The sequence below is a fragment of the Haladaptatus paucihalophilus DX253 genome (assembly GCF_000376445.1).
GTDB classification, from domain to species: Archaea; Halobacteriota; Halobacteria; order Halobacteriales; family Haladaptataceae; genus Haladaptatus; species Haladaptatus paucihalophilus.
On record NZ_AQXI01000004.1, the window covers coordinates 225526 to 252352 of the forward strand.

Genomic DNA, 26827 nt, shown 5'->3' on the forward strand with positions numbered 1-26827 from the left:
CCAACCTTCATCACCATATGGCGGGTACAAAATCGTAGAAAGAACGGTGCCCTCGGGCGTGTGTAGAAACGCGCCGGGTGCTCTAACATCCGGCACCGGTCTTCCGAAATCCAAGGCGGACTTTTCCTTTGTGTGCGCGGGACAATCAGGGCCAACGTGTTTGCGTATTGCAAAGTACGGTCGTCATGTTGTTAGGTTACTGCCTATGGTGTTGCGTTGTGTCCTTTAGGACCATATATTGAAAGAAATAAAGGTTCCAAGATGGGTCGGCTTAGTTGGACACAAAACAATAATATCAATAGCCTTCTAACTGAGTTCTATGGACGATAAGGATCTTCGAATTCTTAAAGCGATCGGGATACTCGAATCGGGAAGCCCTGACAAAATAGCCGACGAGACTAGGATTCCGAAATCAACCGTTCACTATCGTCTCGAGAAGTTACAAGAAGAGGGGATCATAAAGAACGAAATCTTCGATATCGACTTCGAACAAGCAGGATTAAATCTCACCCTCATCACGGAAGTCTGGGCCGAATACGACTCTGGGTACCACAAACAAGTCGGAGACAAACTCGGTAACGTAAATGGCGTTAACCAGGTGTATTTTACCCTCGGTGACACTGACTTCATACTGGTTTCGCACCTTGCATCTCGTGGAATGGTCGAGGATCTCATCTCGGAATTCGAAGAAGTAGACGAAATCTCGAGGACGAGTTCGAAGTTCGTTATCACGACAATCAAGGACGAGTCAAATCCACTCAATGACTACGACATTGAGAGCCTAAAAGACGCGCTTCTTCCGGACCTCTCGTAACGAACACGTACCTCAAAGACCACTGAGGAAAGCTGAATTCGATGGGACACTACTCGTCCAAGTCGGGAACACTCATGTGGGCATCTGCTTCCCTTTGCGTGGGAAGCCCCCCAGCGATCGCGAGTAGAACAGCGCCGAGCAGACACCATATGCCTACAATAGCCCATTCGTAGGGCCACGTGAGTGCCGAGGGTGACCCGGGAAGGTAGAGACCGATAAAGAAGACGGTTAACACCAACCCTAGTCCACCGACGATGTATCCAGCTGGGAGCTTAAAGGGTCTGTTGAGTTCGGCGTTGCGATATCGAAGAGTCAAGAAAGAAACAACAACGAGGAACCACGCCGTGACCATTCCGAGTCCGCCCGCATTCACGATCCACACCAGCATCTGCTTGCCGAACAGCGGTGCGAGTGCAGCGAGCGCTCCGACGAGTACGATTGCAGTCGATGGGGTGCTGTATTCGGAGTGAATCGTCCCAAGCGAGTCAGGCAGCATGTTCGACTCGGCGAGCGCATAAATCGCTCTGCTAGCGCCGAGCACGAAGCCGTTCCAACTTGTGAGGATACCTGCGAGACCGGCGAGTGCCATGATTCGTCCGATGATTTTGCTGTTGAACGCGATTTCCATCGCGGTTGCAGCAGGGAGTGAACTTTCGACGAGCGTCGTCCCTGAAGCAACCTGTCCTGCTGCCCAAATCACTGCAATGTAGAACGTGGCAGCACAGGCTACAGAGAGGACGATAAGTCCTCCGAGCGTTTTCGGGGAAACGTCGGCTTCGCCCGCTGCTTGAGGAATCACGTCGAATCCAACGAACATGAATGGCGTCATTATTGCTACGGTAAACACGCCCTCAATTCCGGCATTCGCGAAGGGCGGGGAGGATGGTGAGCCCCCGTTGAACAGCGCTCCGAGCAAGAGCGTTACACCGGAAACCGTGATTATGAGCGCGAGAATCGCTTGGAACTGCGCCGCCGGGCGGACGCCCCGATAGTTGAGGTAAGTAACGACTATCGAGCCAACGACCCCCGTGAGGACCCACGTTGCGTAGACGGGTTGACCGGCGACCGTCCACAGTTGGAAGACGTTGAACCCGGGGACGATGTACGCAAGTGCGCTCGGGAGTGCAACTGCTTCGAATGCGACGACGCTAACGTAGCCGAAAATAATCGCCCACGTGCAGGCGAACGAGCCTGCTGGTCCTAAGGCACGCATGCTATAGGCGTGTTCCCCGCCGACAACGGGCATCGCCGATGCGAGTTCACCATAGATGAGCGAAACGACACCCACCATGAACCCGCCAAGAACGAATGCCGATATCGCTCCATTAACACCGCTTTTGTCGATGAAATAGCCTGTCTGAACGATCCAACCCCATCCAATCATTGCGCCAAGTGCGAGTACGAACACATCGCGTTTCGAGAGGATGCGTGAGAGTTCATCTGTCATGGTTATGTGCGACACTCACATAGTCAAACTTTCCCACCATATATCTTTCTGTGTTCAATTTCCATTCAAATTCATAAACACAGTCCAATAATAAGGTCAGTTAGGGAACCTTAATCAACTGGAACCTCTCGATGTCCGTGGGTTCTTTCTCGATGCGGTGGGCTAAAGCAGGCGAATGGAAGGACGGAGTTCACTACCTAGACGCTGTCCGACACCTCGTCGATCCAGATCGTTTTCTTCGTGACGAACTCTTGGATTCCGTGGTGGGAGAGTTCTGTTCCGTGGCCCGAGGCCTTCGTACCACTGAATGGAACTCGTGGATCCGATGCGACGACTTGGTTGACAAAGACATTGCCAGCGGTGATCTTCTGGGTGAGTGCTTCGCCGCGTTCGGTATCTCCCGTCCAGATACTTGCACCGAGTCCGTATGGGGTATCGTTCGCCACGCGAATTGCCTCCTGTTCGGTTTCGACTTTGAGAACGGTGGCAACCGGGCCGAACAGTTCCTCAGTCGCTGCCGGTGCATCATCCGGGACATCGGTGAGGATCGTCGGTGGATAATAGTAACCGGCCTGATCGAGCGGTTTACCTCCGAGGTGAAGTGTCGCACCAGACACGACGGACCGCGTAACTTGTTCATGGAGCGACTCTAACAGATCCGCTCGTGCTTGCGGCCCGATATCGGTTTGCGCTTTCGATGGATCTCCGACCGTGAGTGCGTTCATCTCCTCGGTAAACCGTTCGAGGAACTCATCGTAGACTGTTTCGTGTACCAGAAACCGTTTGGCGGCAATACAGGACTGTCCGTTGTTCTGTGTTCGAGCTTTGGCCCCTTGTTTGGCAGCACGTTCAATCGGCGCGTCATCGAGTACGATGAATGGGTCGCTCCCCCCGAGTTCGAGTACGGTCGGTTTGAGTTCGTGGCCGGACGTCTCCGCAACCGCTCGCCCCGCCCGCGTACTGCCTGTCAGGCTCACCCCCTTGATTCGGTCGTCTTCGATGAGCGTCGACACTCGTTCGGCGGGAATTTGAAGGGAGGTGAAAACGCCGCTGGGGTATCCGGCGCGTTCGAAGACCGATTCGATGGCTCGTGCACAGCCGAAGACGTTCGGTGCATGTTTGAGCACTGCAACGTTTCCTGCAGTGATGTGGGGCGCAGCAAATCTGAAAACCTGCCAAAATGGATAGTTCCAGGGCATTACTGCGAGGACCGGTCCGATCGGTTCATACGAGACGTACGTTTTCGAACCGGGAACGGTACCGATCCGATCGTTCTGTAGAAACTCCGCGGCGTGCTCAGCGTAGTACTCACAGACCCACGCACACTTTTCGACCTCGGCAACCGCCTGTTCGATGGGTTTTCCCATTTCGGTGGTCATCCGAGTCGCGTACTCGTCGGCGTTCTCGCGCAGCACGTCAGCCACATCCGCCAGCAGCGCTTCGCGACGTTCGATCGGCTTGGTCCGCCACGATTCGAATTCTCTCCATGCCTCGTCCAATCGGGCGCTGACCGTTGGCTCGTCGTGTTCGTCGTACGTTTCGATGACGTCTTCGGTTGCTGGGTTGATCGATCTCATTTTCGTCTGTTTGAGGTGGACGGGCTGTGACCCCCGTATATCTCAACGGTCCCGCCACCCACTGATAAGTGTTCCACTTTTCGTAGGACAGTAGAATTGAGTCCCACTCACATCCTGATTTTGGGACCTAGTTTGATTCATACTCTCGGTGCGAATTGTCGAGGATGCCAATTGATTCGTTCTGTTTTGTTCCAGTTTCGAAAATTCGCCGCACTATTCTCCTATTGTTTATGGACCAGCAATATCTACAATTTCTGGATTGTGTCTCATTAGGAATGATTTATTAGGATTCAATCTCAATAATCACGTAATGCAGAAACAGGAGACAAATAGGTCGATCGAATCCTCTTACGACGACCACGTCATGCCTATCTGGAAATCACTGAACGTCCCGGTCAAGCGAGCATCCGGTTGTACCCTCGAAGACTTCGATGGGAACGAGTATCTCGACGTGTTTTCGGGAATCTCGGTGACGAACGTCGGCCATGGTAACGAAGCTGTCGTCAAGGCTGCGAAAGCCCAGCTTGAAGAGTTTATCCACGGCTGCTCGTACGTACACCCGAATGAGCCAGTAGCTGACCTCGCCGAAACGATCGCTGACATCACACCGGGAGACTTGGAGAAGAGCTTCTTCTGTAACTCCGGGACGGAAGCAGTCGAAGGAGCGATCAAGCTCGCGCGAAAGTACACCGGGTCCAAGGAGGTCATCGCACTCGAGATGGGGTTCCATGGGCGCACGCTTGGAAGCCTTGCACTCACGGGGAACAACGCGTACAAACAGGATATGGCCCCAACGATCAACGATGTCTCCCATACTGCGCCACCGTATGCGTACCGATGTCCCCGTTGTAACGGCGCTCAGTGTAATGCTAGCTGTGCCGACCAACTCGAACGGGTCATTGGCTCGCATACGAGCGGTGACCTTGCGGCAGTTGTCGTCGAACCCGTTATGGGTGAAGCCGGTATTATCGTTCCCTCGGATGCATGGCTCAAACGTGTCCAAGAGATAGCTCACGACCACGGTGCACTACTCATTGCAGATGAGGTCCAGACCGGCTACGGGCGTACCGGAAAATTGTTTGCGAGCAGCCATTTCGATATCGAGCCGGATATCCTGACACAGGCGAAAGGAATCGCAAACGGACTCCCGCTTGGCGCGTTCACCGCATCGAAGGAGGTTGCGGACGCGTTCGAGGCTGGAGACCATCTTTCGACGTTCGGCGGTAACCCCGTCGCCTGCGCAGCAGCGCTAGCGACTATCGATGAATTACGAGACGAGATCATTACGAAAGCACACCAAAACGGTGAGTGGCTCGCATCGAAGCTTGAAACGCTCGAAGCAGACTACGACGTGGTTGGTGAGACGCGTGGCCTTGGATTGATGCAGGGCATCGAACTCGTTGAGCCTGGGACGATGGGGCCGCAGAATATCGCCCCTCGGCCGGATAGTAAACTTGCTTCTGCTACTAGTGAATTCCTCCGGAAAGAGTCGAATGTCGTCATAGGCGTCGGTGGATACTACAAAAACGTCATGCGCTTCCAGCCACCGCTGACAATTTCGCGCGATCAACTTGGAGACGCAGTCGAAGCGCTTCGAAAGGCACTTGAAAACGTTGCCTGAAATCACCGGTGATACATTCAACAACCCAATAGCTGTTGGCCTCTTATCGAGTGAGGGCAGTGGCAGATGGGCAATAGCGTCTGGATGACTCCGATCGAAGGAGAAGAACAGACCTCACTGTCTGCACTTGTCTCGGGGATTGTTCGAGGAGGCGAAGATTCGGTTTGAACACGAAGCCCACTACGACTGGATTGCGTTCCCTTACGTGATTCGGACGCTGGCGCGTTAACGAAGTACTTCGGGAAAGTGGCTGGTGAAGATGAGTACAAATATTGGGGCATTGAGGGCCGTCAACGGAGTACGCCGACGTATATCGATGCGGCGCAGAAAGCGTTGGTTCGAGAATGTTCCGCGCCAGATCTGTCGGTCGAAACGATCGACTGTGAAGTCTCACATCAAGCGCAACGACAGGCAGGCGTCACAGAGTACGATCCGACAACAGGGGTGATTACGATTGCGCTGACCTGGACGGCCTACGAACGACACGGGTGGGAGCAATTCAGTTCCACTGTCCGGCATGAACTGATTCACGCGTGGCAGTACCACGAGTTCGGTGAGGCAGATCACGGGCGAACGTTCACCCGCTGGACGGACCATCTCGATACTTCGAAACACTGCGAACGCTTCGCTACACCAAAGTGGTGGCCCGTGTGAGAGGACTGTGGCGGTCGGATTGCCCGGTATCGACACTCGAAGACCGTCCGAAACCCGGCAGTACAGCTGTAGCAAGTGCAGCGGTGCAATTCGCGTCGAGGAGAGTGAGGGCCACTGACCGATTTCCGTTTAAGTAGTTCTCGAGATAAGCAATAGATACGAGGAAGATTTTTGCGGACTACTGGTTTCTGCGTGACTCTGTTCTATCGCTCCTAGTTCACATAAGAGCCTGTTCTGGTTAGTATCATATACTAACACGCGGTTTGAGACGGCACAGCAACGCGCACAATGGGAACAATGTGCCTTCGACGTCGATGCCCCGGACTCATCGACGTCACCAACGAGAGCCACGAGAATCCCGCAGACCACCAATACGTGGTCTCCATCGACGACGTGACTGAAGAATTAATGGCCTGCACGTGCCCGCACCACGTCCACCGGAACGCATTCTGCAAACACATGGCTGCTGTCGAAAATGCAACCGACGACTGAGCGCGATCTGCTCGGCCACTTCCACCGCTCGTGGACTCATTTGTTGGGAGTAAACTTATGCGAAAACCAACCGTGCTATAGTCCATGTCCGATGTTACAATCGTCGGTGGCGGTCCAGCCGGACTCAGTGCAGCACTGTTCACAGCAAAGAATGGCCTTGATGCAACCGTGTTCGATACTGATAAGACGTGGATGCACAAAGCACACCTCTTCAATTACTTGGGAATTGAGAGTATCGATGGAACTGAATTCCTGGAGAAAGCCCGCGAACAGGCCGACGAGTTTGATGTAGTCCAGCACATGGACACAGCGGTAACAGGTATCGAAACGGACGACGATGGGTTCCAAATCACGACTGATGATGGCGACCATCACGCAACATATGTCGTCTTAGCGACCGGGGCAGATCGCGATATTGCTGAGCAACTCGGCTGTGAATTCACCGGTTCGGGGACTGTTTCAGTCAACTTGAGCATGGAAACGAGTATCGAGAACGCATACGCTACCGGTGCAATGGTCCGTGATCAAGAGTGGCAAGCAGTCATCTCCGCTGGTGATGGTGGTGCAGCTGCCCTCGACATCTTGAGCAAAGAGAAAGGTGAACACTTCCATGACTTCGATACGCCGGCAGACGCTGAATAAGTGAACAACGTCGGAGTTTATCTTATACAAATTTCTCATCATGAATTTCCCCGAGAAGCGCGAGCTTGCCGTATCTCATTCCCATCCCGAACTAAATCTTCACAATATGGACAGACACGAGGTTTCTCAACCTCATCCGGTGTGAACACACGGACGTATTGCTGAGTCACAAACGACCCGCAATTATCACAGCGAGGCATATCTGTTCCATTCTTTAATACTCTAACATATTTCGCTTATCCAGATTTTACGCAGCTCGTGACGCTACCGAGACAGCACACAACGCGTACAGATCGAACAGTTTCTTCTTCGATCGATATCCCTGGACCCATCGACGTCGCCAACAAGGGCCACGAAAACCCGGAAGACCACCAGTACACCGTCTCCATCGACAATGTGTGTGTATGGAGACAGCAATCGACAAATGCAACGTAACTCCGGTGACGGAGAGAGTACTACTTGATGTCGTCAAGTACTGACAGTGCGTGACCGAGGTCATCCACTACGCGTTACATATCTTGGGAGACCAACGCCAACAACAAGCAGTACGAAAAACGAGATCATGAAGGCCGTATCTTGAGCGATACCGTTTGATTCCAGTAAGATGTTGGCAGCGTACGCTGCGGGGAGGGCTACGACGACGAAGGAGATCGTTATCCAATTTTCACGGCTTACCATCGATAGTTTCGGATACACACTCTGTTCAGAAACAATTTGTGCGTAGTAGCGATCACGCCGCAGAACTGCTTCTTGTCGATTCTACTCAAAACAATTGCAGAGTAAAGGGTGCAACAGAAGTGCCTGGTAGTACACGAGTCCGGGGAAGCGGACCACGGGCGAACGTTCGAACGGAGGACGGATGCGCTCGACACTTCACAGTACTGCGAACGGTTCACGTCGCCGAACTGGTGGGTCATTTGCGAAGCGTGCGGTGAACGAATCCCGCGCTACCAGCGCTCGAAGGTCGTGAAACACCCGGAGCAGTACAACTGTGGCGACTGCGGTGGGTCACTGCGCATCGGGGAGGTCACCGAATGACGCAGAAGTACCGCTGTCCGCACTGTCTGCGGCTTGTTGGGACCATGACGGTGGCGGGCCCGTCGCGGGTCCATGTGAGTCCATGCGGGCACCGCCCCGCTACTCCTGATGTCGTACTTGCAATGGGCGATTTGCACCCACCGCGCTCTGATGTGTGGGTGACGGACTTCCTCGCTGACTCAAACTAACTCACCATCGGTTTCGTCCTTCTCTTGTTCATTTATCGTTCGTTTTTGTTTGGTACAGGTATTTACATAGGTTAGTAGAGTATACTATCTCGACATGTATTCACGTGCGGTCTGGCTGGCATTGTTTACAGTGGGTTCGAGCGAAGTCAGTGTATATTCCGTAGATGGCCCTAATCGATACGTCCAAGTCGTCTGAAGGTACAGGTATTTTGAATGGTTCGCCACAATACTAAGAAGATATGAGTGACCAAGTTGCATTTGATCTTCGCCGTGCCTTGCTCTATATCGCTGCCGCTACCGGATTGGCGGTCATCATTGGTAGTCTCAGATATGGCACAATTGGGGACGGTATAGCACTCGGACTGGCAATCGGGATTGGCGCAACAATCGGTATTGGTTTTCTCGAAGGAGTTTCTCGCTACCGAAACAGATAGAGAATCCGCTATTACACTGACGTAGCCACCCGATCTCGAGTACAGAATGGCAACTGAAACGGGGTTACTAACTACAGAGCATCTACGTATCGACGGTCCGCAGAAACAGTGCCTGTAGAACGCCGAAGAACACACCAAACGCGAGCGCGAACCCGAGATTTTCACTGATTGGGCCGCCGAAGCGCACACTCAATGGGAGCAGTATCACTGCGGTACCGAACAGCACCATGAGACCAACCCATTTGATGGGGTGTGATTCAGCCCATCTAGTAAGTCGTTTGTTGTACGAACGAACCGAAGCGAGAGGACCCATATCTCTAGTAGGATGTAGAATTCGCATAATGGTTAGGATGCTGTTCGACTTACGGCACGAATTGCGGGTAGATTGGCTCCTTGGTATCGGAGGTAGACTTTTCCCACTTAGAGATTAGAGAGTAGAAATCAGCTTCGTGTTGGAGAGAGGGTCCGCCTTGTACTACTGATGGTTCGAATCTGAAAACCATTTCCAGAGGTCGATCCCAGTCCAGCATGTGTACACGAGTGAGAGCGAGATCAGGAGATAGAATAGATCGAGATGAGTAACGATCACATCGAGACTGTTTGTTCCGGGTGGAGAGTAGAGCAGTGTCGCAACGAAGACCGCGATTCCAACACCAACGTTACTGATGTGCCAGAGAAGGGCATCGGCTTGGATAATCTTCTCACCGAGTGCATCCATGTGTGTTAGTAGACTCCTTGTATTCTGATCGTATCTCCACAACTTGTCGCTGTATACGGTAGCATGTATCAGGAGAAGTTACCCGACGGACATTCGTTGTGAATCAGTCGTTCCTGCCAGCCACCGACCGACCTTCGCGCCCAGAATTCCAATGAACGCGGAGATGAGAAAGCCGATCACAATGAAAACAAGGACTGTCATGGTCGCTATGACACGGAACCAAAGCGGGCCAACTGGCCCAAGAGTGGTTCGAAATAAATCGAGGGAAAGCCACAACACTGGTGCCCCACCGATAACGCCTGCGCGGAACCCCGCATTCGTTTCGCCTGATTGCCGTCTGTGGGAGAGGTACCCAGCTAGTAGGCCGCCGAAAAAGACCATGCTGAGAGACAGATTGTTCCCCATCCCTGACTGCCAATACAGCAATACGGTGAGTGGGATCGAAGCGAGGCCACCGATGGTAGAATACTTCATAGGAAATGTACGTGCAGAATACGTTAATAGGTTTTGATGGATTATCTTCGTACATTCTCGTCGAAGCACCTCCATGAACCTCCAATTCTTAGTAGCGAAAATTCACGAGCACAGTGTTAACCATAGTTATACACACGCACCACATATTGCCCACAGATTGGCTCGGAGGTACTGTAAGGATCCTACTGTCTCTTATCATGAAGTAGAAAAATCACTTCAAGCTGAATGTCGGGACTGTACTGCACGATCGTACAGTCGTTACTTGGCGTGCGAGATTCGTTTCACGAGGTTTAATTACCACCCATATTAGTTAGATGACTACTATTATTGTGCGGTCCCACGAAATAATATAGCATATGAATGGCTCCGACTCAAACCCGGTTCGCACGTTCAAATCGCTCGACAGTACGGTTCCTCGGTACGAATCGTTTCTCACAGTCGACGAGCACCGCGAACGCAACCAGGCGCTCGCGCGCACCCACGATCACGTCGCGTACGAGGAACTCGGCGAGAGCAAGGGCGGAGAGACGATCTGGACGGTCACTATCGGCACGGGTGGCCGAAGTGCACTTTTGTTTGGTGCGCCTCACCCAAACGAGCCGATTGGCTCAATGACAATCGACTTTCTTATCCACGAGCTCGCGACAAACGACGAGCTACGGGCGTCTTTAGACTACAAATTCGTCTGTATGCCGATTGCCGACATAGACGGTGTCCGTCTCAATGAAGGATGGTTCGACGGGCCGTTCACGCTCTCGAACTATATCCAGAACTTCTACCGTCCACCGCCAGATGAGCAGGTCGAAGCAACGTTCCCAGTCGAATATGAGAACTACTCGTTCGATGAGCCGATATCAGCGACTCGTGTATTGGCAGATCTAATCGAAGCCCACCAGCCAGACTTCATCTATAGTTTCCACAATCTCGAATTCGGTGGCTGCTACTACTATCTTACCGAGCCCCTCGAACCGCTTCACGATGTCCTGTCATCACTCCCTGAAGAGTATGGAGTCCCGCTCCATCACGGTGAGCCAGAGTGGTTCGAGAACGAAGCGTTCGATGATGCCATCTATCGCCTTCGAACCTTCGAAGATCAATACGAGATGGCACACGAGGATGATAACGTCGAACCCGAAGAGGTGCTGCTGGGTGGCAATGCCTATGACTACGCCAGCCGGTTCGATGACGATGTCGTTGAATTCATCGTTGAATTACCGTATTTCTACGACCCACAGATTCAGGACCAAACTGAACTGAATCGCACCCGTGAAGAAGTCATTCGAGAGGGTGTCGAGAGTCGGCGGAGATTCCTCGAAGAGATGAGGAATGTCGTCGAGTCCGTCGGTGAGTACCTGCCGGACACGCCGATGGCACGCGAGGCGATGGGTGTCGTCGCTCATTTCGAGGATGAAGGTGAGTCAAAAGTCGAATGGGCGGAATCAATCCCCGAGACGGACGAACCAGCAACGGTTGCACAGTATGTCGACGAGCGGTTTCTCAGACAGTGTCATCTATTGAGATATGCCGGAATGTTGTTGCGGTCGATCGATCACACCGCAATGAGTGTTGACGAGGAAACGCACGAGCAGCTCATGGAGGCAAAGGCAGTGCTCGAGGACATCCTGCACGCCCGAACCGGTGAGATACGGGAGCGCCTCGATTACGAGACGATTCCGATTTGGAAGCTCGTCGCGATTCAGGCTCGTGCGGGCTTGGTATGTTTGGACTATCGGCAGAGTGCCTCTGATGAATGACTCGGTACGTTTGGCAAGAGCCAGACATGCAGATACTACATCGTCGATCAAAACATCGAAGTCTCTGGATCGTAGAAATGCTCCATTGTCGATTCAGAACTCAACCACATTCATACGAATCAGTTCAGAAAACATATACGCTGTTCTGACTCCTTTTTGAATAGATGCCCTCTCGACGACACTTCCTCCATGGGGTTGGGGGAACCGCTCTCCTTGGTACGGCTGCCGGCAGTGCTGCCTATCTCGATCTCGGATTCGTTCGAACGAAAGCTGGCGGAGGTGGCACCCATACAATTGATCTTGATTCACCGAACAGAGAGGTCTTCATTCCTCCGGAGGATTTCGATGCATACGCAACCCAAATGCATGAGCAGTATGGTGATGCCACTATCCCGTGGACCAACCCCGAGTCACTCGCTGGTGAGTTTGTTGGTGCATACATGCGGCAGGAGACAATCGTGCCAACAGAGCAGTATGCGATGCAGGACGCCACCATTCTCGCTCATCGCCTTGGTAGCCGTCGCTACAAGATACGGCTGTGGAGTGCTGGTCGGTTACTGGGCAAAAAATATGACGTCGATCCATGGGGACTCTATCAGGAAGAAACCGCCTTTACATGGCTTAAGCAGGAAATTTCGGTAGATTACGATGGGCAGCTGTCGACTGATACAACCCAGTCAAGTAGTGGTCGTGCTTCGGTTGCTGGAGGGGCAGTGACAGTTCCCGACGGCTCGTATGAGATGGGACTCAGCCCTGGAAATGAAGCCAGTTACCGATCGCGCTGGGAAGGGTTTGCGACAACCGACGTCCCACTCATTGGTGCATGTGAAGTGCAATTTGAGACCGGTACGAAGCCACGATTCGATTGGTCGTTATCGTATGGGGTTGGAATTCGTACGCCGTTCTAATATGAGTACACGCTCATCTCATCTCGTAATCGCTTAGAGAGGAATAATGGGACTGTTCTCATTCAATTCATCCGAGACTTACTGAGAAAAGGGATAAATCGCTGCTAATACACAAGCACACGCTATCCAACTCCGTTTGGCAAATACATTTATTCTATCAGCGCGGAAGGGATGAATTCAACACCGTGGAACAACGTGTTTTGTATCTTCTCGAATGAGTCGGAGGAGACCGTCCGGATACAGTGGGTCATCTTCATGATCAAACTCGGAGAGTGATTTCCACTCTCCGGTAAAGGTCACGTCGCCATCATCGTGGCCTTCCAACTGTGCCACACTCCAGAGGTCGTCGGTCGGCTCAATTTCATAGATAAAAATGACTTCGTGTCCAGCTGTGCCAGCAAACGAAAACACGTTCTCAATGGAACCGAGGTAGTCACCGACCTTGACGGAGATATCAAGTTCCTCATCGAACTCTCTTACAATCGCAGCGGGGCTATACTCACCAAATTCAATGCCGCCTCCAATTGGTCGATAGAATCGCTCGTCATTATCGGTATCGTATAGTCTTGCAACAAAGATTTCGTCGTTACGATGAGGGAGGCCAAGAGCCATTGGCCGGACTCTATCTGAAGACATAGCTAGGTGTGAACAAGCCGTCTGGAAATTCTTTTCTGAATATGAACAAAATTATAGAACTCTCTCCCGTCTCACCGCTAATTACGCACCACAAACTGCGCACAGATCGATTTGGGATTATGGGATAGTCTATATCTTGGCCCAGTTGAAACCAGCCAAATGTGTTTTTTAGATAACTCTGACCGTTTCCCATTATCCCAAACGTATTTATCACAAATAATAAATATATAACCAATGGCTGAGACTACGCTATTTCGATATCGACTCAAACCAGGGCGAATAGAGCGACTCCGCGAGTGGGTAGAAGAAGTGGATTCCAGACGGGACGAAGCCATCGAAACATTGCAAGATGAAAGCGTCTTTTCTGAGGCGGCATTCCTCAACTCGACAGAGGATGGGGATTACGTCATGTTCTACATGGAGGCAGAGGATCTCGAGACGGCTCATGATGTTTTCGAGTCTTCCCAGCATGACCTCGATCTAGAGTTCAAACAACTTCTCGGAGATATCGTAGCCGAAGACCAACCAGAGCAGAGTATCGAACCCCTGTATCATTTAGCCAATCCAGACCGTCCCTGATTGCACGACGTGTGGATCTAACTGGTCGCTATATTTTATTCGAGCGGGCCAGACTGGCTTCTGAAGCACTTCTCATGGCAAGGTTTCACGCTTCTCCCAGGGTCGCAGTGGTGGGTAAATCGACTTCCGCTTATTAGAAGGGCCGTTGGCACACGCATAACCAATAGTTGTGGTTTCAAAAACAGACGAACAGTGGTTATTTGAATAGCTCACTATTGAGTCCATCATACCCCTTCCAATAGCCGCGAAGCCACACATATCCAAGGACGAGGAAAATGGCACCCGCGACGACTGACCCAATTACATCCATAGTAAGAATTACAATTTAAATCGCTAAGAAGTTACCGCTCGTGAGAGTCCACTGCTGCTTGTACGATTATTGGGTAAAGCCTGGCTTCATGCTGAATAGAGAGGATGCATCCAGCAGACCGCCATTGTGACAATCGTTAACATTGTATGGGTCGTAACACAAGTAGCACTCTCCGTACTCTGCATCAAGGATGAAGAGGTAACGAGGGAGATGCAAAACGGACTGTAAAATGACACCAACGGTAAGAGACGCTGACCAAACAGCCGTTGAAGACCTTCGAGAAACGCTTCGGGGCACCCTGATTCGGCCCACCGACGAGGACTATGACGAGGCCCGGGGCGTCTGGAACGGGATGATCGATCGTCACCCAGCACTCATCGTCCAGTGTTCAGGCACTGCAGACGTGATTGTAGCTGTAAATTTCGCACGGGAGTACGACCTCGAGATCGCAGTGCGCGGCGGCGGTCATAACGTCGCCGGCACCGCCGTCTGCGACGACGGTATCGTCATTGATCTCTCTGCGATGCGAGCCGTGTGGGTCGACCCTCTCGCACGGATAGCCCGAGTGCAGGGTGGCGCCCTGTGGGGCGACGTTGACCATGAGGCCCAGGCCCACGGACTTGCGACCCCGGGCGGCATCGTCAGCCACACCGGCGTCGCCGGGCTTACCCTCGGCGGGGGGATCGGCTGGCTGATGCGCAAGCATGGCCTCACTGTCGACAACCTGCTCTCCGCCGATATGGTAACCGCCGATGGCGAGTTCATCCGTGCCTCGGAAGACGAGCACTCCGAGCTGTTTTGGGCGTTGCGGGGCGGTGGTGGAAACTTCGGGATCGTGACCTCCTTCGAGTTTGCCCTCTACCCTGTCGGACCCACTGTGCTCGCCGGCCCCGTGATCTGGGCGGCGGACGACACCGCCGCCGCGCTGCGCTTCTACCGCGACTTCGTGCAGGATGCTCCCGACGAGCTTGGCACCGTCGTCAGGTTGGGACCCATCCCTCCCCTCTCAGTCGTCCCCGAGGAGCTTCACTGGCGACCCGCTGTGGCCATCAACGCCTGCTACACAGGTCCGGTTGAGGAGGGTGAGAGCGTCCTCCGCCCGCTGCGCGAGCACGGCACACCGCTTCTCGACTTGGTCTCCCCCAAGCGGTATGTGGCCCACCAGAGCGGGCTCGACAGCACCGTTCTCCATGGATGGCACTATTATTGGAAGTCGACCGACCTTCCTGAGCTGTCCGACGACTTGATTGAAGTTCTCGTCAACCACGCCTTTTCGACGAAGTCACCCCGCTCATACGTGGTGCTATTCCACCTGGGCGGAGCGGTGAGCCGCGTCCCTGGTGACGCCACCGCCTACGCCAGTCGGAACGCACCACACAACATCAACATCAATGGCGTGTGGCGTCCCGACGAAGATTTTGCCGAGTCGGAGACCACGTGGGCCCGTCGATTCTTCGATGCTCTCGAACCCTATCGAGAGGGCGTCTACGTGAACTTCCTTGACGTTGACGACGACACACGACGGGTCCGCGAAGCTTATGATGAGCAGACCTACCAGCGACTCGCCGAGATCAAAGCCGAATACGATCCCGATAACGTGTTTCACCTCAACCAGAACATCGAGCCGGCAGGCTGAACATCTCTCGTTATTTGTTGAGATGGTAGTTTGTGAACGGTGAGAACGCGAAGTTACGATCTATTCAAAATGGACACCCGACAATCTATAGAGATGATTAAGGAGTCAGAATAGCTTTTATATTTCAACAAGAGGCGTTATCCATCTTAGACGGAATTCATCGACCGCAGGAGCAATCGTTATACTGTAATGTAGTGTTCCCTCAGTTCCCGCCAACCAACTAGCCGTCCTGTTCGACGAATGCCGCGAGATTGTCGAGTGTTGATTTTATTCCTGCCTTGTGGTCCTCCGACTGGATGCCTGCTGGCACGTTCTCGGCGCGAACGGTCACAATTACTCCATTCCCTTCGGACTCAAATGTCCAGATCATACGCATGGTACCCGCGAACGCCAGGTCGTCGCTCTCGAAGAGGACTTCCTGCTCGATTCGATGGTTTGGTTCAAGTCGAGGAAAGCGTACTTCCATCTCGTCGGATGTCTCTGATGTCTTGCCTTGCCCAGCTTGTTTGTCCTTGTAGGTGAGCCGCATTCGGTACGAGCCCCCCTTCGCGGAAATCGAAATCGAGCATTTCGCCGGTCATGTTGCTCGGAGGAAGCCAACGTTCCATGGCACCGGGCTCTGCGAACGCTTGGTAGATGGCTTCTGGAGAAGCCTGCATTCTTTTCCTCACGGACTCTACTCTCTCAACCATACATCCAGTAACGCACCAAGGATGGTGGATGTTGCGCCGCGTGCGCTTGCGCTCGGTCGAACCAGCCGCACACTCGGTCAGCGTTCGCTGGGCACCATCGGACAGCGTTGCTTGGCGTGACATAGCTGAAAAAGGAGCAGGATTAGCAACAGTCGGTGAGAGCGCCCTTTCGGGTGGCTGCCGCGCCACAGTCTGCACACGTCCAGTCGGTGTGATCGACGTTGCCGTATTTGTCGTAGCCAGTGTACGGGCCACTGATACACTCGTCTTCGTTGTCCTCGGGGGGAATGCGTTGAGCGAGCCGTCGTCGATTGCGTTTTCGACGGCGGCCATGTGTTTGCAGAAGGCGTTCCGGTGGACGTGATGCGGCACGTGCAGGCCATCAGTTCCTCGGTCACGTCGTCGATGGAGACCACGTATTGGTGGTTTGCGGGGTTCTCGTGGCTCTCATTGGTGACGTCGATGAGTTCGGACCTACTGCCTCATGTTGCACTAAGCAGAACTAAGAGAGTCTGGCAAGCGTATCGGATTTGTGTGCTGGCGTCTCGATTTCATAGAGACTCGGCCGCATCGCCCGAGCCAAAGAGTCGTCTCATTTGATATCAATAGGAATTTCGACAAGACAAAATAGATCGCCACATAGGGCTTAGAGCCACTCATCGGAGAGTTCGTTCGAATGAGTGTACATCAATTCGAGGAGTGGTTGAACTTCGGCAAAGTGTGGAACGTTTCACATATATAACAATAATATCCTTTGAGAGTGTGCCTCATCCTGCCAGCGCAACCAATACACCAGTCGTAACAAAATCAATGGTAGTAGCTGCCCGCAGAGTGACCTCGCGTATCTTCTGGAGGGGATTTTGGTAGAGAGCTGTGGAGTTCGAATATCCTCGTTGAGTGCCCCCAAAAACTACGGTCGTACTTTTCACATGAGGGATTTTATTGTTACTGACCATCATTTGTGAAAGGTGGGAAATAGGGGATAGACGTAAACCATAGTACAATGTCGCTATATGAGCAACAGCGGTATAATGGCTACTTTCCAAGCAGACAATATAAGAATTTTACTCTCCTTTCATTCGCTGTCGTTGGATTTTGGAGCTACTGGGCGTTTTCCCGTGGTATTGTCTTCGCAACGATGTATATCGTTATGTTCGGTTTCCTGGGACTTTTGTTCGTACTACTGTGGGAATGGTGACGGTCACGTTCGATCAAATAATAATCTGATTCATGACTGTGATCGAATTAGACGTCAAGGTACCTCCTCAAGAAGCACTCAATGCGCTCGCGACCGCACTCCCGGATGAGAGAGGATTTACGTACGAGCAAGCGTATACGATTCTGAAGAACGAAGAAGATCTTGAGCGTCCTGCTGCTGAGGACATCGTTGAACGGCTCTACATGAAGGGACATCTCTATGAGGTCGAGGGGAAGCTTCGACTCACTGATTACGAAGCTGAATAGTGAGGGGTAGTCGGCGATCTCAACCGAATCTCCCCACCAGGACTGAATCGCCGTAATGACTTCTCCAAGAACGTCACAGAAATCGTTGGGATATCGTTGATTACCTGCATCATCGGTGGTCCTGCTGGCGCCGTTGATCAGCAGTTGACGGGAGTAAGCTCCTTCGTATACAGTGAATCGTTGTTCATATCTTTGAGAGTTACCGTCAAGACGTCCGACTGACCATCGACGTCGACCTGTCCGAAGAATTGAAATCCGTCACTTGGTGGGAGGTTCGCTTCACCCTCTGGCGGACTCTTCTCGAAGACGACCGTCGGTCCGAAAGTGTCATCGAGTTCGTTCGGTCCGAACGTCCCGGCGTGAAGCGGTCCGGAGACGAACTCCCAGAATGGATCGAACTCGGAGAACGACGCTCGCTTTGGGTGATAATGGTGGGCAGCGGTGTAGTGAACGTCCGCCGTTACCCAGACCACATTCCGGATATTTTCCGATTGCATGAATGAGAGTAATTCCTTGATTTCGATCTCCCTTCCCTTCGGTATCCCACTGTCTGCGTTTGCGACGGCTTCATACTTATCACCGTCAGTGACCACGAGTCCGATCGGCATGTCCGCCGCGATGATTTTCCACGTTGCCTCGGATTCCGAGAGCGCGTCTTTGAGCCAGCTCATTTGCGTATCGCCGAGGAAGTCCGTTTTCGGACCCGATTCCGTTTGCGTGTTTTCTGTATTCGGGCCTCGATAGCTTCGCATATCGAGCCGAAATACCTCTAACGAAGGCCCATATGGGAAATTTTGATAAATCGCATCATCCACATCATCTCGAGGGCGAATGGGCATATAGTCGAGAAACGCCTGCTGACCACGTGCAGCGAGTAAATTCACGCTTTTAACGTCGTGCGGGTCGTCTGCCGGTAGCTTCTCGTTTGGATACCAATTGTTGAGGATTTCGTGGTCGTCCCACTGTGGAATCATCGGCACTTCGGAGACGAATGCTCGATAGTGGTCATCTCGGAGATTGTATCGATAGTTTCCACGGAACTCCGCAAGGGTGTCGGCAACGTCGGACATCGCTTCGGTAACGACGTTCTGCCAAACGCTACCATCATCAAGTTCGACACGTTCTTCGAGCGGCCCGTCAGCGTATATCGCGTCACCGGAGTGGATGAAAAAGTCCGGGTCCGTTTCACGCATCGATTCGAACGTCCTCATACCTCCGAAATCGGGGTCGATTCCCCACCCCTGTCCGGCAACATCTCCACCCCAAACGAAGCGGATATCGGTTCGGTCGGTCGGAGGCGTTCGAAACGACCCTCCTACTGGATCGCTTCGAGTCCCTGGATTTCGAAGACTTTCGAACGTCACTCGGTAATAAATTTCTTCGCCTCGAGGGAGTCCCTCGATGTCCATCGTTGCAGTATAGTTACTGTCTGCCAACGCCGTCGGCCCACGGATCGTCCGTTTCTCGGAGAAGTCCTGCTCGGTTGAGAGATGAAGGAACATCCGTGCTGGCTCACTCGCCCGGCTCCAGATGAGGGCTCTATCCTCGACAACGTCCCCGATTTGTGCACCGGATGGTGCTTCGATTACGTCCGTAGAATTGAGGTCTTCACGCGTGTCTCTCGGCTGTTCGGCTATCGTTGATTCGGTTATCATCGCTCCGCCGAAGGCTGCAGCAGCGGTCGTCCGCATTGCATCTCTTCTAGTTACGTTGTCCAGCATCGTTATTTGACATAATGTGAGATTATAATATAGTTCTTTATAAGTGTGAACAATACACCTATGTTACCCACCGAAGCTGTATGAGCGTTTGCTTCGCGCCGTCGTTTTTTGAATCCAGTTCTACGATCTGTTTTCGGTAGTTCACCGTCCAGAAGTACGGCGATTCGCCGGTTATGACTGGAGGAGATTTTCGGAGCGTGTCAAAAATCGTGGTCCGAAGCGGTCGTCGGAGCCCGAACGTTAAGTCGTCATTTCGCGAAGTCGGACTATGGTGGGGAAAGCGAACTACGATTTCACCGGCGAATCGGCCATCGTAACGGGGGCGACAAAGGGAATCGGCCGCGGAATCGCGGCCGACGTCGCCGCATCCACGACGTGTCGATGGTGGAGAAACGACGGCGTACCGACCGAAACGACGTCGAGGTCCTCGGCCGCCAGCATCGATTCGTGGGCCGCGTATCGACGGTCCGGCGGAATCTCCCACGCTTCGCCGAACGTCCGTAGTTTTTCCTCGTCGACGGTCGAGCAGAGGCCGACGGACGGGTCCGGGTCGGTGGGTATCCCTCAGTCCGTGGTCGCTTCGAGCAACCCTTTCATGTAGCCGATGGCGAACAGCCGTCCGTTCGTGTGATAGCCGGGATTGTGGTTGTCCTCGCCCGCCATCGTGGGAACGTGGTCCGGTCGCATCGGACCGTCAAAGCCGACGTCTCTGTATGCGCGAATCGCCGCCGCCATGTCGGTCGGGCCGTCGTCGTGCCACGTCTCGACGAACCGATCGGCGTCGCCCTCGACGTCGCGGAAGTGGACGAAGTTGATGCGGTCGCCGAAGTGGCGAATCGCGTCCGGGATGTCCGCACCCATCGCCGCGAAGTTCCCTTGGCAGAACGTGATGCCGTTGTACTCGCTGTCGTAGGCGTCGAGAACGCGGTCGTAGGCTTCGACGCTCGTTGCGATGCGGGGGATGCCCCGTAGGTCGGAGCGCGGCGGGTCGTCCGGGTGGAGCGCGAGTTTGACGCCCGCTTCCTCGGCGACCGGACCCACCTCCCCGATGAAGTATTCGAACGCGTCCCAGAGGTCCTCGTGCGTCGCTTCGGTCGCGACCGACTCCGGACCGCCGCGGACCTTTCGCTCGTCGAATCCGGTGACGAGCGACCCGCCCCGTGATTCGATGTGCGCCTCGGTGCGCGCCCAACGAACGCCCGCCATCCAGTCGTAGGCCACGACCGGAACGTCAAGTTCGCCGCAATCACGGAGGAACCGCTCGAACTCGGCGATGTCGTCGTCGCGGCCGTCGAGTCCGAGGCGAATCCGGTCGGTGAGGGGAACGCTTCCCTCGATGACCGACAGGGAGAGGCCGTCGGCTTCGAGCCAATTTATGAGCCCCCGTAGGTCGTCGTACGTCCACCGAGTTCGGCCGTCACCGATTTCGAGCGGGTGGATCACGGCGTCGGTGACACCGACCTGTTTCGCGAGCTCCCATCGTTCGTCAGGTTCCGGCGGTAGAACGAGCGCTGGTCGTACCATCTTTGACGGTTCGATACTCGTCAGTAATAGGATTATGGGTCACCGTCGCACGAGAGATAATATTTATTATCATTCAATATTCAGTGGTCGGATTTATTTTCAGGATTTTTAATACATGGTTGTAAACATACATATCTGTTCAGAATGTTTATCTATGGCCCTCACAACAAATGATGCAGACCATGAGAGGCGGTAGCACGACTCGCGGAAGGAGAGACGAATATATCTGAAAGCTGTAGGGGCGGGCGTTGCGGTCGGCCTCGCGGGATGCACCGGCAGTCGGTCACGCCAAACAACCTGAAGAAACTCGGGTTCACGTCGGCGTGGAAAAGTCCGAATGGAACGACTCGCTGGACGACGTTGAGAAGACGGTGCACGTTCACTGCTCGCTCGCGGAAACGCTCTCGGTGGCACGCGAACCGTGCGAACCGTGGCGCGTGACGCCCCTCCCGATGGTCAATCTGTCATAAATACCAGCCCTCGTCGGAGTCAATACTGATATTCGTCTGTGAATTCATTGCAATCACACCTGGTAGTAGGTAGAGTGCAAGCCTGAGTCTATGTAGGAACAGGTTTCTTCCTTTAAGTACATCGAGCGTCGATTCTTTGCTGAGATGCCTCAAATTCAGGTGAAGCTCGATGGAACAGCGGTGGACGGTTGGTTGGCGATGATTTCGAGCGAGTTTCCCGATGCCGAGTTCAAACTGAAGGCCACCCAGCTACGGGACGAAGGTGCGTTCGTCATTCTTGAAGTACTGACCTCGAAGGGAAATACACTCATCCGCCGATTCGAGAACACACCCGAAGTAGACGCAGTTGAAGTCTATCATGCCGATGAGCGGATGGTGTTGCTCCAGTTCCAGACAACAGCAACGAAGTCGTACGATCCACTCCGACGGTCGAAAAACATCTCAATATATCCGACAATTCTTCGAGATGGATGGTTCTCCGTCAAGCTAGAGGCCTCACACGAACAGCTATCGGAATATACCGATGAATTAGCGGCGGCAGGTATTCCGTATGAGATCGTCTCATTAGTCCAATCTCACACTGCAAGCGAGGTGCTCACGGATCGTCAATGGGAGTTCATTCTCGAAGCAGTTGAACGCGGGTTCTACGATACTCCTCGCGACTGTACGCTCGCTGAGTTGGGAGAAATTCTCGACATTCACAAATCTTCGGTAAGTCGATTGCGCCATCGGGCTGAAGGTCGAATCATCAAGAATTTCGCCGCAGAAGCGGCACAATAGGAGATAGATAACGATTAGGTCTAGGTCTTCAGCATAATGCGAGGTAGAGCCTTCGACCTCAAGCAGCGTACGAAGTGAGCAAGTAGGCCGGAGATGAAACCGACAGAGGATTTCACAACCACAGTACGGGCGCTACCCAACCCTCGTATATGTAAGTACCGTCGGATGGTAATCTGGACCATGGAGGTGCGTCGAACTGCAGCGGTTAAACTCACCGTTCTTGACGAACGGCGCGACGACCTCCACGAATCCGCCCGCCAGTTCCTTCACTGTGCAAACCGTGCGAGTGAGTTCTGCTGGGACGAAACCAGTTACAAAAACTGCATCACTGCCAACACAACGGCACGAAACGCACTCTACACGGAACTCCGGGCAGAAACAGACCTCACCGCGAATCTTGTTCAAGAAGCCATCCGACGTGCCGTGCAAGCAACAAAAGGCGTCGTCGAACGATGGAAACAAGGCAAACGAGTGAACCGACCAGAGTTCACTTCGTGGAGTATGGTCTACGACAAGCGAAGTGCAACCTTCTACCGCGACCGTATTTCCCTTTCGACCGTCAACGGACGTGTCGAGTGCGACTTTGAACTTCCGGCGAATAGTCCGACACCCTACGAACGATACGTTCTCTCGGAAGAATACGAGTTCCGAGCGAGTACTCTTCAATACGACAAGGAGACCGACGGGTTCTACTTCCACATCACCACACGAAAGTACGACGGGGAAGACGAAGACGGTCCCAAGGTTTCGGCAGATACCGAGCACCAAACAGTTCTCGGTATCGATCTTGGCATTAACAGTCTCGCGGTCGCTTCAACCGGTATGTTCTGGCAAGGCGATAACTACGACCACTGGTGCCGTGAGTTCGAAAAACGGCGTGGTGAGATACAACAGCGCGGAACGCAAGCCGCGCACGATGCGCTCCTTCGCCTCGGAAAACGCGAAGAGGCATGGCGAAAGCAGTACACCACACGGTCGCCAACGAAATCGTCACGAAAGCCGTCGAGAACGGCTGCGACGTAATCGTGTGTAGTTTACTTACTGAAGTCACGGACTGCCTCGTTGAATTTCTCTGGATGTTCCCAGAACAGCATATGGCCAGCGTCCTCGAAGAACACAGTATCAGCAGTTGGTATTTGGTCACCAACGTACGCACTCTCTTCCGGGGGCGTTGCTCGGCTATCTCTGCCGACGAACACCAGCGTCGGAATTTCAATCTCGGGGAGGAATGTTCGCCAATCGAGATTGAGAAGATCACGCATGAGTTCGATTTTCGCCGTCTTCGAGCAGTTCACCATCTCGTCCACAAACCCTGACTCACCAAGCGTTACTGAATCGTATCGACCAGCCATGCGAGTGAAGACCTCCTCTTCCGCAAACTCGATGTCCTTTGCGAGTTTGGTGAATGCCTCGACGTTAAAGCAGCTTTGCCGATCCCAGTCTTGTGGGACAAGATCTTCTTTTGGGGATTGATCGACACAGACCAGTTTCGAAATGCGATCACTCCCGAATAACTCCAAATACGACCACAACACATCTGCCCCCATTGACCATCCGACCGCGGTTACATTAGTGAGGTTCAAGTGGTCTAATAGCTCTTTAAGATCCATCGCAAGTCGAGCGATGCGATAACCGTGGCCGGGGGACTCGGATTTGCCGTGGCCACGGTGATCATATGCGATCACTTGGTAGTCCTCGGCGAGGTCGGGAATGTTTTTCTCGAAGAATTGTAACGTGCTGGACCACGCACTGACGAACACGATCGGTTTCCCTTCTCCGTGTGTTTCATAGTATAGCTCGACGCCATCGTTCGTTGTGAGAAACGACATCAGAATAGACTTTGATCGGAATCAGCATGGTTTCGAACAGAAACATAGTTCTATCTTTAAGTGCATGACCAGTCGAGATCACACGGGAATATTTCACAAACATCCGAATCCATCTCACGATCGTCGTCGACGACAACACCCACATAATTGAAACGCAATATCCCCATATCAGTCACTCCTTAGGCGTTCTGCTCTATTAGAACCTTTAGCAGCAACTGGAACGCCGACAAGATAGATAAACACACACAGTCATCCCTCAAACCATCCCGTCGCCCAGAGGAGCGAAGCAATGAAGAAGAGCTGAGTCAGACCTCGAAACCAGAGTGGTGTCGCTGGCTTCCCGTTGATCTCGATACCCTCTCTCAGTGCAACGATGTTCGCTGGGAACATCGCCACGAGGAGTACTGCCAGTCCAAGACCAGCCCATGGAGCAATCGTTGAAACGAGGAGTCCGATTGAACCGGCAATCTCTGCGAGACCGGTGAGTGTCACTAGCAGTCCGGGAGCCGGGAGCACATCCGGAACCATCCGGACGAGAGCGTCCCGAGTTCCAGTGAAGTGCGAGAGGCTCGTGAAGGCGAACATCCCTGCCAGTGCGAGTCGAGTGGTCACCGCCCACGAGTCGAGGGTCGGTACGCCGAGCTCGCCGAGACCACGGAGCACCGCTAGTACGACGAGTAGCAAGAAAAGCGGTACGACGAAGTACGGATTGCCGGGTCGGTCGTCTCGGTTCTCGATTGTAGTTGTTTCCATAGGAAGTAAACGTCGGTGCCGAGAGTGAGCGTGCTGCCGAACAGTTCCGGTAGCAGCGGCCACTTCACATTCCGAATTACGTTCCTTGACGGTAGGGGAGGAAGCTGTATCAGGACTCCAGGTTAGAATTCACTGCGCCACTTGAGAGAGAACCCGTGCCTCGATTTTCTGGAGGTGTTCGGCCACTGTGGCTACACTAAGGTCAACGTCGTCGGCAATCTCCCTGATGCTGGCTTGTCGCGGGACAGTGTAATACCCTTGTTCAACGGCCACGATCAGGATCTCACGCTGACGATCGGTGAGTAACGAGCGGAGACGACGGCTCTCCAACTGATACCGACCTGTCCGCTCGAGTTCGGTATCGACGAGCTCCTCTGTTCCATCGAGGACACGACGTAACAACTCGGGTTCCCCGATAAACGTAATTCGAAGACGACCATCGCGTTGAAACACTATCGGCATGTCGATAATCACTTCGGCAGTTTGCAGATTCGAGAGAAGTGATTTGAGGGGGTCGTCCAGCTTGCAATGGAGATACACGAGCCCGTCACCATGGTCGGGAACATCGTACTGGAATACGTCTGAGCTTTCATTGAAGATCGTTCGCGCATGGTCGAGATCACCGCGAAGCTGATAGAGTAAAACAACTGTTCCATCGATTAAAACGTTGAAGTGATGGAGCGACTCACGAGTCACAGACTCGTTTTTCACCGAATCAAAAACCGAGACGAGGTTGCTTCCACCAGGATCAATCAAGATCGTCATGAATCTCATAGTCGTTCTCTAGGAGGGCGATAAAGATAAGAAATCGCTCGAACCACCCGGGAACGATTTAAAATGCCAGGAATGACACACCACGCTTGTGAGTACGCTCCGGCTATCTTGAGTCTGGTCGCATTGATAATGTGAGGTGCGATGATGCGGTTCCCAGAGACTTGGTCGGTAGATTCAACGACGCAGTTGATAAAAAATATGAGACTGATTCTCTCAATGCGGCCGACGTTACTCTTACGGTGATCAATTGATACCCTACCCAGATCCAGCGTCATTCAACCTCCATCGTTGCTATCAAAAGAAGGTGGGTTTTCACTGACCAATCCTAATTGACCGATTGCACTTCATAGGTTAGAGATGCAAAAACACCGCCATAGTTTTTCACGTCAACCAGTTTCAGGGGTGGGGTGGCGATTCTTCGCGGCAACAGGGGTGCACCCGATGCGAGCGTGACCGGAGCAACACTGAGAATAATCTCGTCGAGGAGACCGTGATCGTGAAATTGTCCGACAAGATCGCCACCACCGACTAACCAGATGTTCTTGCCATCTGCGGCTGTCACCATATCCGCATGGACAGGCGCTACATTCCCCTGCACGAACCGGATGTTCGCACCGTCAACCGCCGGTAATTCTCGACTGCTAAACACCCAAACTGGAACCTCGTACGGCCACTGTTCCGGGTGTTCCAGTAGGTTTTCATGCTTGATGATCCACTCGTAGGTCGTCGAACCCATGGCAGCGGCACCGATCTGGCTTATGAATTGCGGATAGTCATCCTTCAGGTCCTCGTTCTCCTCGATATCTCCGAATTGGAAGAGCCAGTCGAGCGAGTTCTCCTTGTCGGCGATATACCCGTCGACGCTCGTTGCTGTATAGTATTGAGTCTTCACGATATG

The 26827-nt window shown here is 53.1% G+C and carries 26 protein-coding genes and 1 pseudogene; 13 read left to right on the top strand and 14 right to left on the bottom strand.

Annotated elements, in window-relative coordinates; all coding sequences use genetic code 11:
* Positions 1-319: 319 nt before the first annotated feature.
* Complete coding sequence (locus tag B208_RS0121445; RefSeq protein ID WP_007981432.1) at positions 320-814, top strand: Lrp/AsnC family transcriptional regulator; 495 nt, start codon at positions 320-322, stop codon at positions 812-814.
* 49 nt (positions 815-863) lie between these two features.
* Here the strand turns inward: B208_RS0121445 and B208_RS0121450 are convergent, their stop codons facing one another.
* Positions 864-2276 carry an APC family permease gene (locus B208_RS0121450; RefSeq protein WP_026178011.1) on the bottom strand — a complete coding sequence of 471 codons (1413 nt, stop codon included), beginning with the start codon at positions 2274-2276 and terminating at the stop codon, positions 864-866.
* 182 nt (positions 2277-2458) lie between these two features.
* Positions 2459-3838 (bottom strand): NAD-dependent succinate-semialdehyde dehydrogenase, encoded by a 1380-nt coding sequence (locus B208_RS0121455; protein WP_007981430.1) that lies wholly within the window; start codon positions 3836-3838, stop codon positions 2459-2461.
* Between the two features lie 310 nt (positions 3839-4148).
* Here B208_RS0121455 and B208_RS0121460 point away from each other — a divergent pair, with 310 nt between their 5' ends.
* From B208_RS0121460 to B208_RS0121465, 3 genes are all read left to right on the top strand, one after another.
* Positions 4149-5459: an aspartate aminotransferase family protein gene (locus B208_RS0121460; protein ID WP_007981429.1), complete on the top strand. Its 1311-nt coding sequence runs from the start codon at positions 4149-4151 to the stop codon at positions 5457-5459.
* Positions 5460-5705: 246 nt separating this feature from the next.
* The gene (locus tag B208_RS23145; RefSeq protein ID WP_007981428.1) at positions 5706-6113 is read left to right on the top strand and encodes a SprT-like domain-containing protein; all 408 of its coding nucleotides are present in this window, start codon (positions 5706-5708) and stop codon (positions 6111-6113) included.
* Between the two features lie 576 nt (positions 6114-6689).
* Positions 6690-7247, top strand: a complete 558-nt coding sequence (locus tag B208_RS0121465) for an NAD(P)/FAD-dependent oxidoreductase (RefSeq protein ID WP_007981427.1) — start codon at positions 6690-6692, stop codon at positions 7245-7247.
* Positions 7248-7285: 38 nt separating this feature from the next.
* On the opposite strand, the gene B208_RS25215 is transcribed toward B208_RS0121465, so the two are convergent.
* Entirely contained in the window at positions 7286-7447 is a 162-nt protein-coding gene (locus tag B208_RS25215) for a DUF7563 family protein (RefSeq protein WP_007981425.1), read from the bottom strand.
* Positions 7448-8033: 586 nt separating this feature from the next.
* Here B208_RS25215 and B208_RS0121470 point away from each other — a divergent pair.
* Positions 8034-8285 (top strand): SprT family zinc-dependent metalloprotease, encoded by a 252-nt coding sequence (locus B208_RS0121470; RefSeq protein ID WP_007981423.1) that lies wholly within the window; start codon positions 8034-8036, stop codon positions 8283-8285.
* 1097 nt (positions 8286-9382) lie between these two features.
* Here the strand turns inward: B208_RS0121470 and B208_RS0121480 are convergent.
* Both B208_RS0121480 and B208_RS0121485 read right to left on the bottom strand, forming a co-directional pair.
* On the bottom strand, positions 9383-9625 hold the full coding sequence (locus B208_RS0121480) for a hypothetical protein (protein WP_007981420.1): 243 nt from the start codon (positions 9623-9625) through the stop codon (positions 9383-9385).
* Between the two features lie 78 nt (positions 9626-9703).
* Positions 9704-10174 carry a DUF5518 domain-containing protein gene (locus B208_RS0121485; RefSeq protein ID WP_368085979.1) on the bottom strand — a complete coding sequence of 157 codons (471 nt, stop codon included), beginning with the start codon at positions 10172-10174 and terminating at the stop codon, positions 9704-9706.
* 281 nt (positions 10175-10455) lie between these two features.
* Here B208_RS0121485 and B208_RS0121490 point away from each other — a divergent pair, with 281 nt between their 5' ends.
* Both B208_RS0121490 and B208_RS0121495 read left to right on the top strand, forming a co-directional pair.
* Positions 10456-11853, top strand: a complete 1398-nt coding sequence (locus B208_RS0121490) for a M14 family zinc carboxypeptidase (protein ID WP_007981414.1) — start codon at positions 10456-10458, stop codon at positions 11851-11853.
* Between the two features lie 164 nt (positions 11854-12017).
* On the top strand, positions 12018-12761 hold the full coding sequence (locus B208_RS0121495; protein WP_232423914.1) for a hypothetical protein: 744 nt from the start codon (positions 12018-12020) through the stop codon (positions 12759-12761).
* 177 nt (positions 12762-12938) lie between these two features.
* On the opposite strand, the gene B208_RS23150 is transcribed toward B208_RS0121495, so the two are convergent.
* Entirely contained in the window at positions 12939-13397 is a 459-nt protein-coding gene (locus B208_RS23150) for an NUDIX hydrolase (protein ID WP_232423915.1), read from the bottom strand.
* Between the two features lie 234 nt (positions 13398-13631).
* On the opposite strand from B208_RS23150, the gene B208_RS0121510 reads away from it, so the two are divergent.
* Together B208_RS0121510 and B208_RS0121520 are read left to right on the top strand one after the other, a co-directional pair.
* Positions 13632-13976 (top strand): DUF6176 family protein, encoded by a 345-nt coding sequence (locus B208_RS0121510; protein WP_018129147.1) that lies wholly within the window; start codon positions 13632-13634, stop codon positions 13974-13976.
* Between the two features lie 539 nt (positions 13977-14515).
* The gene (locus tag B208_RS0121520; protein WP_007981407.1) at positions 14516-15922 is read left to right on the top strand and encodes an FAD-binding oxidoreductase; all 1407 of its coding nucleotides are present in this window, start codon (positions 14516-14518) and stop codon (positions 15920-15922) included.
* A 220-nt stretch (positions 15923-16142) separates the two neighbouring features.
* Here the strand turns inward: B208_RS0121520 and B208_RS0121525 are convergent, their stop codons facing one another.
* Entirely contained in the window at positions 16143-16484 is a 342-nt protein-coding gene (locus B208_RS0121525) for an SRPBCC domain-containing protein (RefSeq protein WP_368085981.1), read from the bottom strand.
* Positions 16485-17844: 1360 nt separating this feature from the next.
* On the opposite strand from B208_RS0121525, the gene B208_RS0121535 reads away from it, so the two are divergent.
* A complete protein-coding gene (locus B208_RS0121535; protein WP_007981401.1) occupies positions 17845-18078 on the top strand; it encodes a hypothetical protein in 234 nt (77 codons plus the stop codon).
* A 137-nt stretch (positions 18079-18215) separates the two neighbouring features.
* On the opposite strand, the gene B208_RS0121540 is transcribed toward B208_RS0121535, so the two are convergent.
* The 3 genes from B208_RS0121540 to B208_RS0121550 form a co-directional block, all read right to left on the bottom strand.
* Positions 18216-19799 carry an alkaline phosphatase D family protein gene (locus B208_RS0121540; protein WP_232423916.1) on the bottom strand — a complete coding sequence of 528 codons (1584 nt, stop codon included), beginning with the start codon at positions 19797-19799 and terminating at the stop codon, positions 18216-18218.
* Positions 19800-20084: 285 nt separating this feature from the next.
* Positions 20085-20360, bottom strand: coding sequence for a Gfo/Idh/MocA family oxidoreductase (locus tag B208_RS24050; protein ID WP_073096741.1), 276 nt, complete (start codon positions 20358-20360; stop codon positions 20085-20087).
* A 3-nt stretch (positions 20361-20363) separates the two neighbouring features.
* Entirely contained in the window at positions 20364-21323 is a 960-nt protein-coding gene (locus B208_RS0121550; RefSeq protein WP_007981395.1) for a mannonate dehydratase, read from the bottom strand.
* A 323-nt stretch (positions 21324-21646) separates the two neighbouring features.
* On the opposite strand from B208_RS0121550, the gene B208_RS0121555 reads away from it, so the two are divergent.
* From B208_RS0121555 to B208_RS0121565, 3 genes and pseudogenes are all read left to right on the top strand, one after another.
* The gene (locus B208_RS0121555) at positions 21647-21793 is read left to right on the top strand and encodes a hypothetical protein (RefSeq protein WP_007981393.1); all 147 of its coding nucleotides are present in this window, start codon (positions 21647-21649) and stop codon (positions 21791-21793) included.
* Positions 21794-21937: 144 nt separating this feature from the next.
* Positions 21938-22573: a helix-turn-helix domain-containing protein gene (locus tag B208_RS0121560; protein WP_007981392.1), complete on the top strand. Its 636-nt coding sequence runs from the start codon at positions 21938-21940 to the stop codon at positions 22571-22573.
* Between the two features lie 180 nt (positions 22574-22753).
* Positions 22754-23649, top strand: a pseudogene (locus tag B208_RS0121565) (RNA-guided endonuclease InsQ/TnpB family protein); the annotation flags it as partial.
* On the opposite strand, the gene B208_RS0121570 reads toward B208_RS0121565, so the two are convergent.
* The 4 genes from B208_RS0121570 to B208_RS0121585 form a co-directional block, all read right to left on the bottom strand.
* A complete protein-coding gene (locus B208_RS0121570) occupies positions 23608-24402 on the bottom strand; it encodes an alpha/beta fold hydrolase (protein WP_007981389.1) in 795 nt (264 codons plus the stop codon). The pseudogene B208_RS0121565 and the gene B208_RS0121570 overlap by 42 nt on opposite strands.
* A 249-nt stretch (positions 24403-24651) precedes the next feature.
* The gene (locus B208_RS0121575) at positions 24652-25155 is read right to left on the bottom strand and encodes a DoxX family protein (RefSeq protein ID WP_007981386.1); all 504 of its coding nucleotides are present in this window, start codon (positions 25153-25155) and stop codon (positions 24652-24654) included.
* 129 nt (positions 25156-25284) lie between these two features.
* Positions 25285-25920 carry a helix-turn-helix domain-containing protein gene (locus B208_RS0121580; RefSeq protein WP_232423918.1) on the bottom strand — a complete coding sequence of 212 codons (636 nt, stop codon included), beginning with the start codon at positions 25918-25920 and terminating at the stop codon, positions 25285-25287.
* A 334-nt stretch (positions 25921-26254) separates the two neighbouring features.
* The gene (locus B208_RS0121585; RefSeq protein ID WP_007981382.1) at positions 26255-26821 is read right to left on the bottom strand and encodes a dihydrofolate reductase family protein; all 567 of its coding nucleotides are present in this window, start codon (positions 26819-26821) and stop codon (positions 26255-26257) included.
* Between the last annotated feature and the right edge of the window lie 6 nt (positions 26822-26827).

Coding starts and splice junctions, on each gene's coding strand:
- B208_RS0121445 (WP_007981432.1), top strand. CDS start 320: ATGGACGATAAGGATCTTCGAATTCTTAAAGCGATCGGGATACTCGAA.
- B208_RS0121455 (WP_007981430.1), bottom strand. CDS start 3,838: ATGAGATCGATCAACCCAGCAACCGAAGACGTCATCGAAACGTACGAC.
- B208_RS0121460 (WP_007981429.1), top strand. CDS start 4,149: ATGCAGAAACAGGAGACAAATAGGTCGATCGAATCCTCTTACGACGAC.
- B208_RS0121465 (WP_007981427.1), top strand. CDS start 6,690: ATGTCCGATGTTACAATCGTCGGTGGCGGTCCAGCCGGACTCAGTGCA.
- B208_RS25215 (WP_007981425.1), bottom strand. CDS start 7,447: ATGCCTCGCTGTGATAATTGCGGGTCGTTTGTGACTCAGCAATACGTC.
- B208_RS0121480 (WP_007981420.1), bottom strand. CDS start 9,625: ATGGATGCACTCGGTGAGAAGATTATCCAAGCCGATGCCCTTCTCTGG.
- B208_RS0121485 (WP_368085979.1), bottom strand. CDS start 10,174: ATGGAGGTGCTTCGACGAGAATGTACGAAGATAATCCATCAAAACCTA.
- B208_RS0121490 (WP_007981414.1), top strand. CDS start 10,456: ATGAATGGCTCCGACTCAAACCCGGTTCGCACGTTCAAATCGCTCGAC.
- B208_RS0121495 (WP_232423914.1), top strand. CDS start 12,018: ATGCCCTCTCGACGACACTTCCTCCATGGGGTTGGGGGAACCGCTCTC.
- B208_RS23150 (WP_232423915.1), bottom strand. CDS start 13,397: ATGTCTTCAGATAGAGTCCGGCCAATGGCTCTTGGCCTCCCTCATCGT.
- B208_RS0121510 (WP_018129147.1), top strand. CDS start 13,632: ATGGCTGAGACTACGCTATTTCGATATCGACTCAAACCAGGGCGAATA.
- B208_RS0121520 (WP_007981407.1), top strand. CDS start 14,516: ATGACACCAACGGTAAGAGACGCTGACCAAACAGCCGTTGAAGACCTT.
- B208_RS0121535 (WP_007981401.1), top strand. CDS start 17,845: ATGACTGTGATCGAATTAGACGTCAAGGTACCTCCTCAAGAAGCACTC.
- B208_RS0121540 (WP_232423916.1), bottom strand. CDS start 19,799: ATGCTGGACAACGTAACTAGAAGAGATGCAATGCGGACGACCGCTGCT.
- B208_RS0121550 (WP_007981395.1), bottom strand. CDS start 21,323: ATGGTACGACCAGCGCTCGTTCTACCGCCGGAACCTGACGAACGATGG.
- B208_RS0121560 (WP_007981392.1), top strand. CDS start 21,938: ATGCCTCAAATTCAGGTGAAGCTCGATGGAACAGCGGTGGACGGTTGG.
- B208_RS0121570 (WP_007981389.1), bottom strand. CDS start 24,402: ATGTCGTTTCTCACAACGAACGATGGCGTCGAGCTATACTATGAAACA.
- B208_RS0121575 (WP_007981386.1), bottom strand. CDS start 25,155: ATGGAAACAACTACAATCGAGAACCGAGACGACCGACCCGGCAATCCG.
- B208_RS0121580 (WP_232423918.1), bottom strand. CDS start 25,920: ATGACGATCTTGATTGATCCTGGTGGAAGCAACCTCGTCTCGGTTTTT.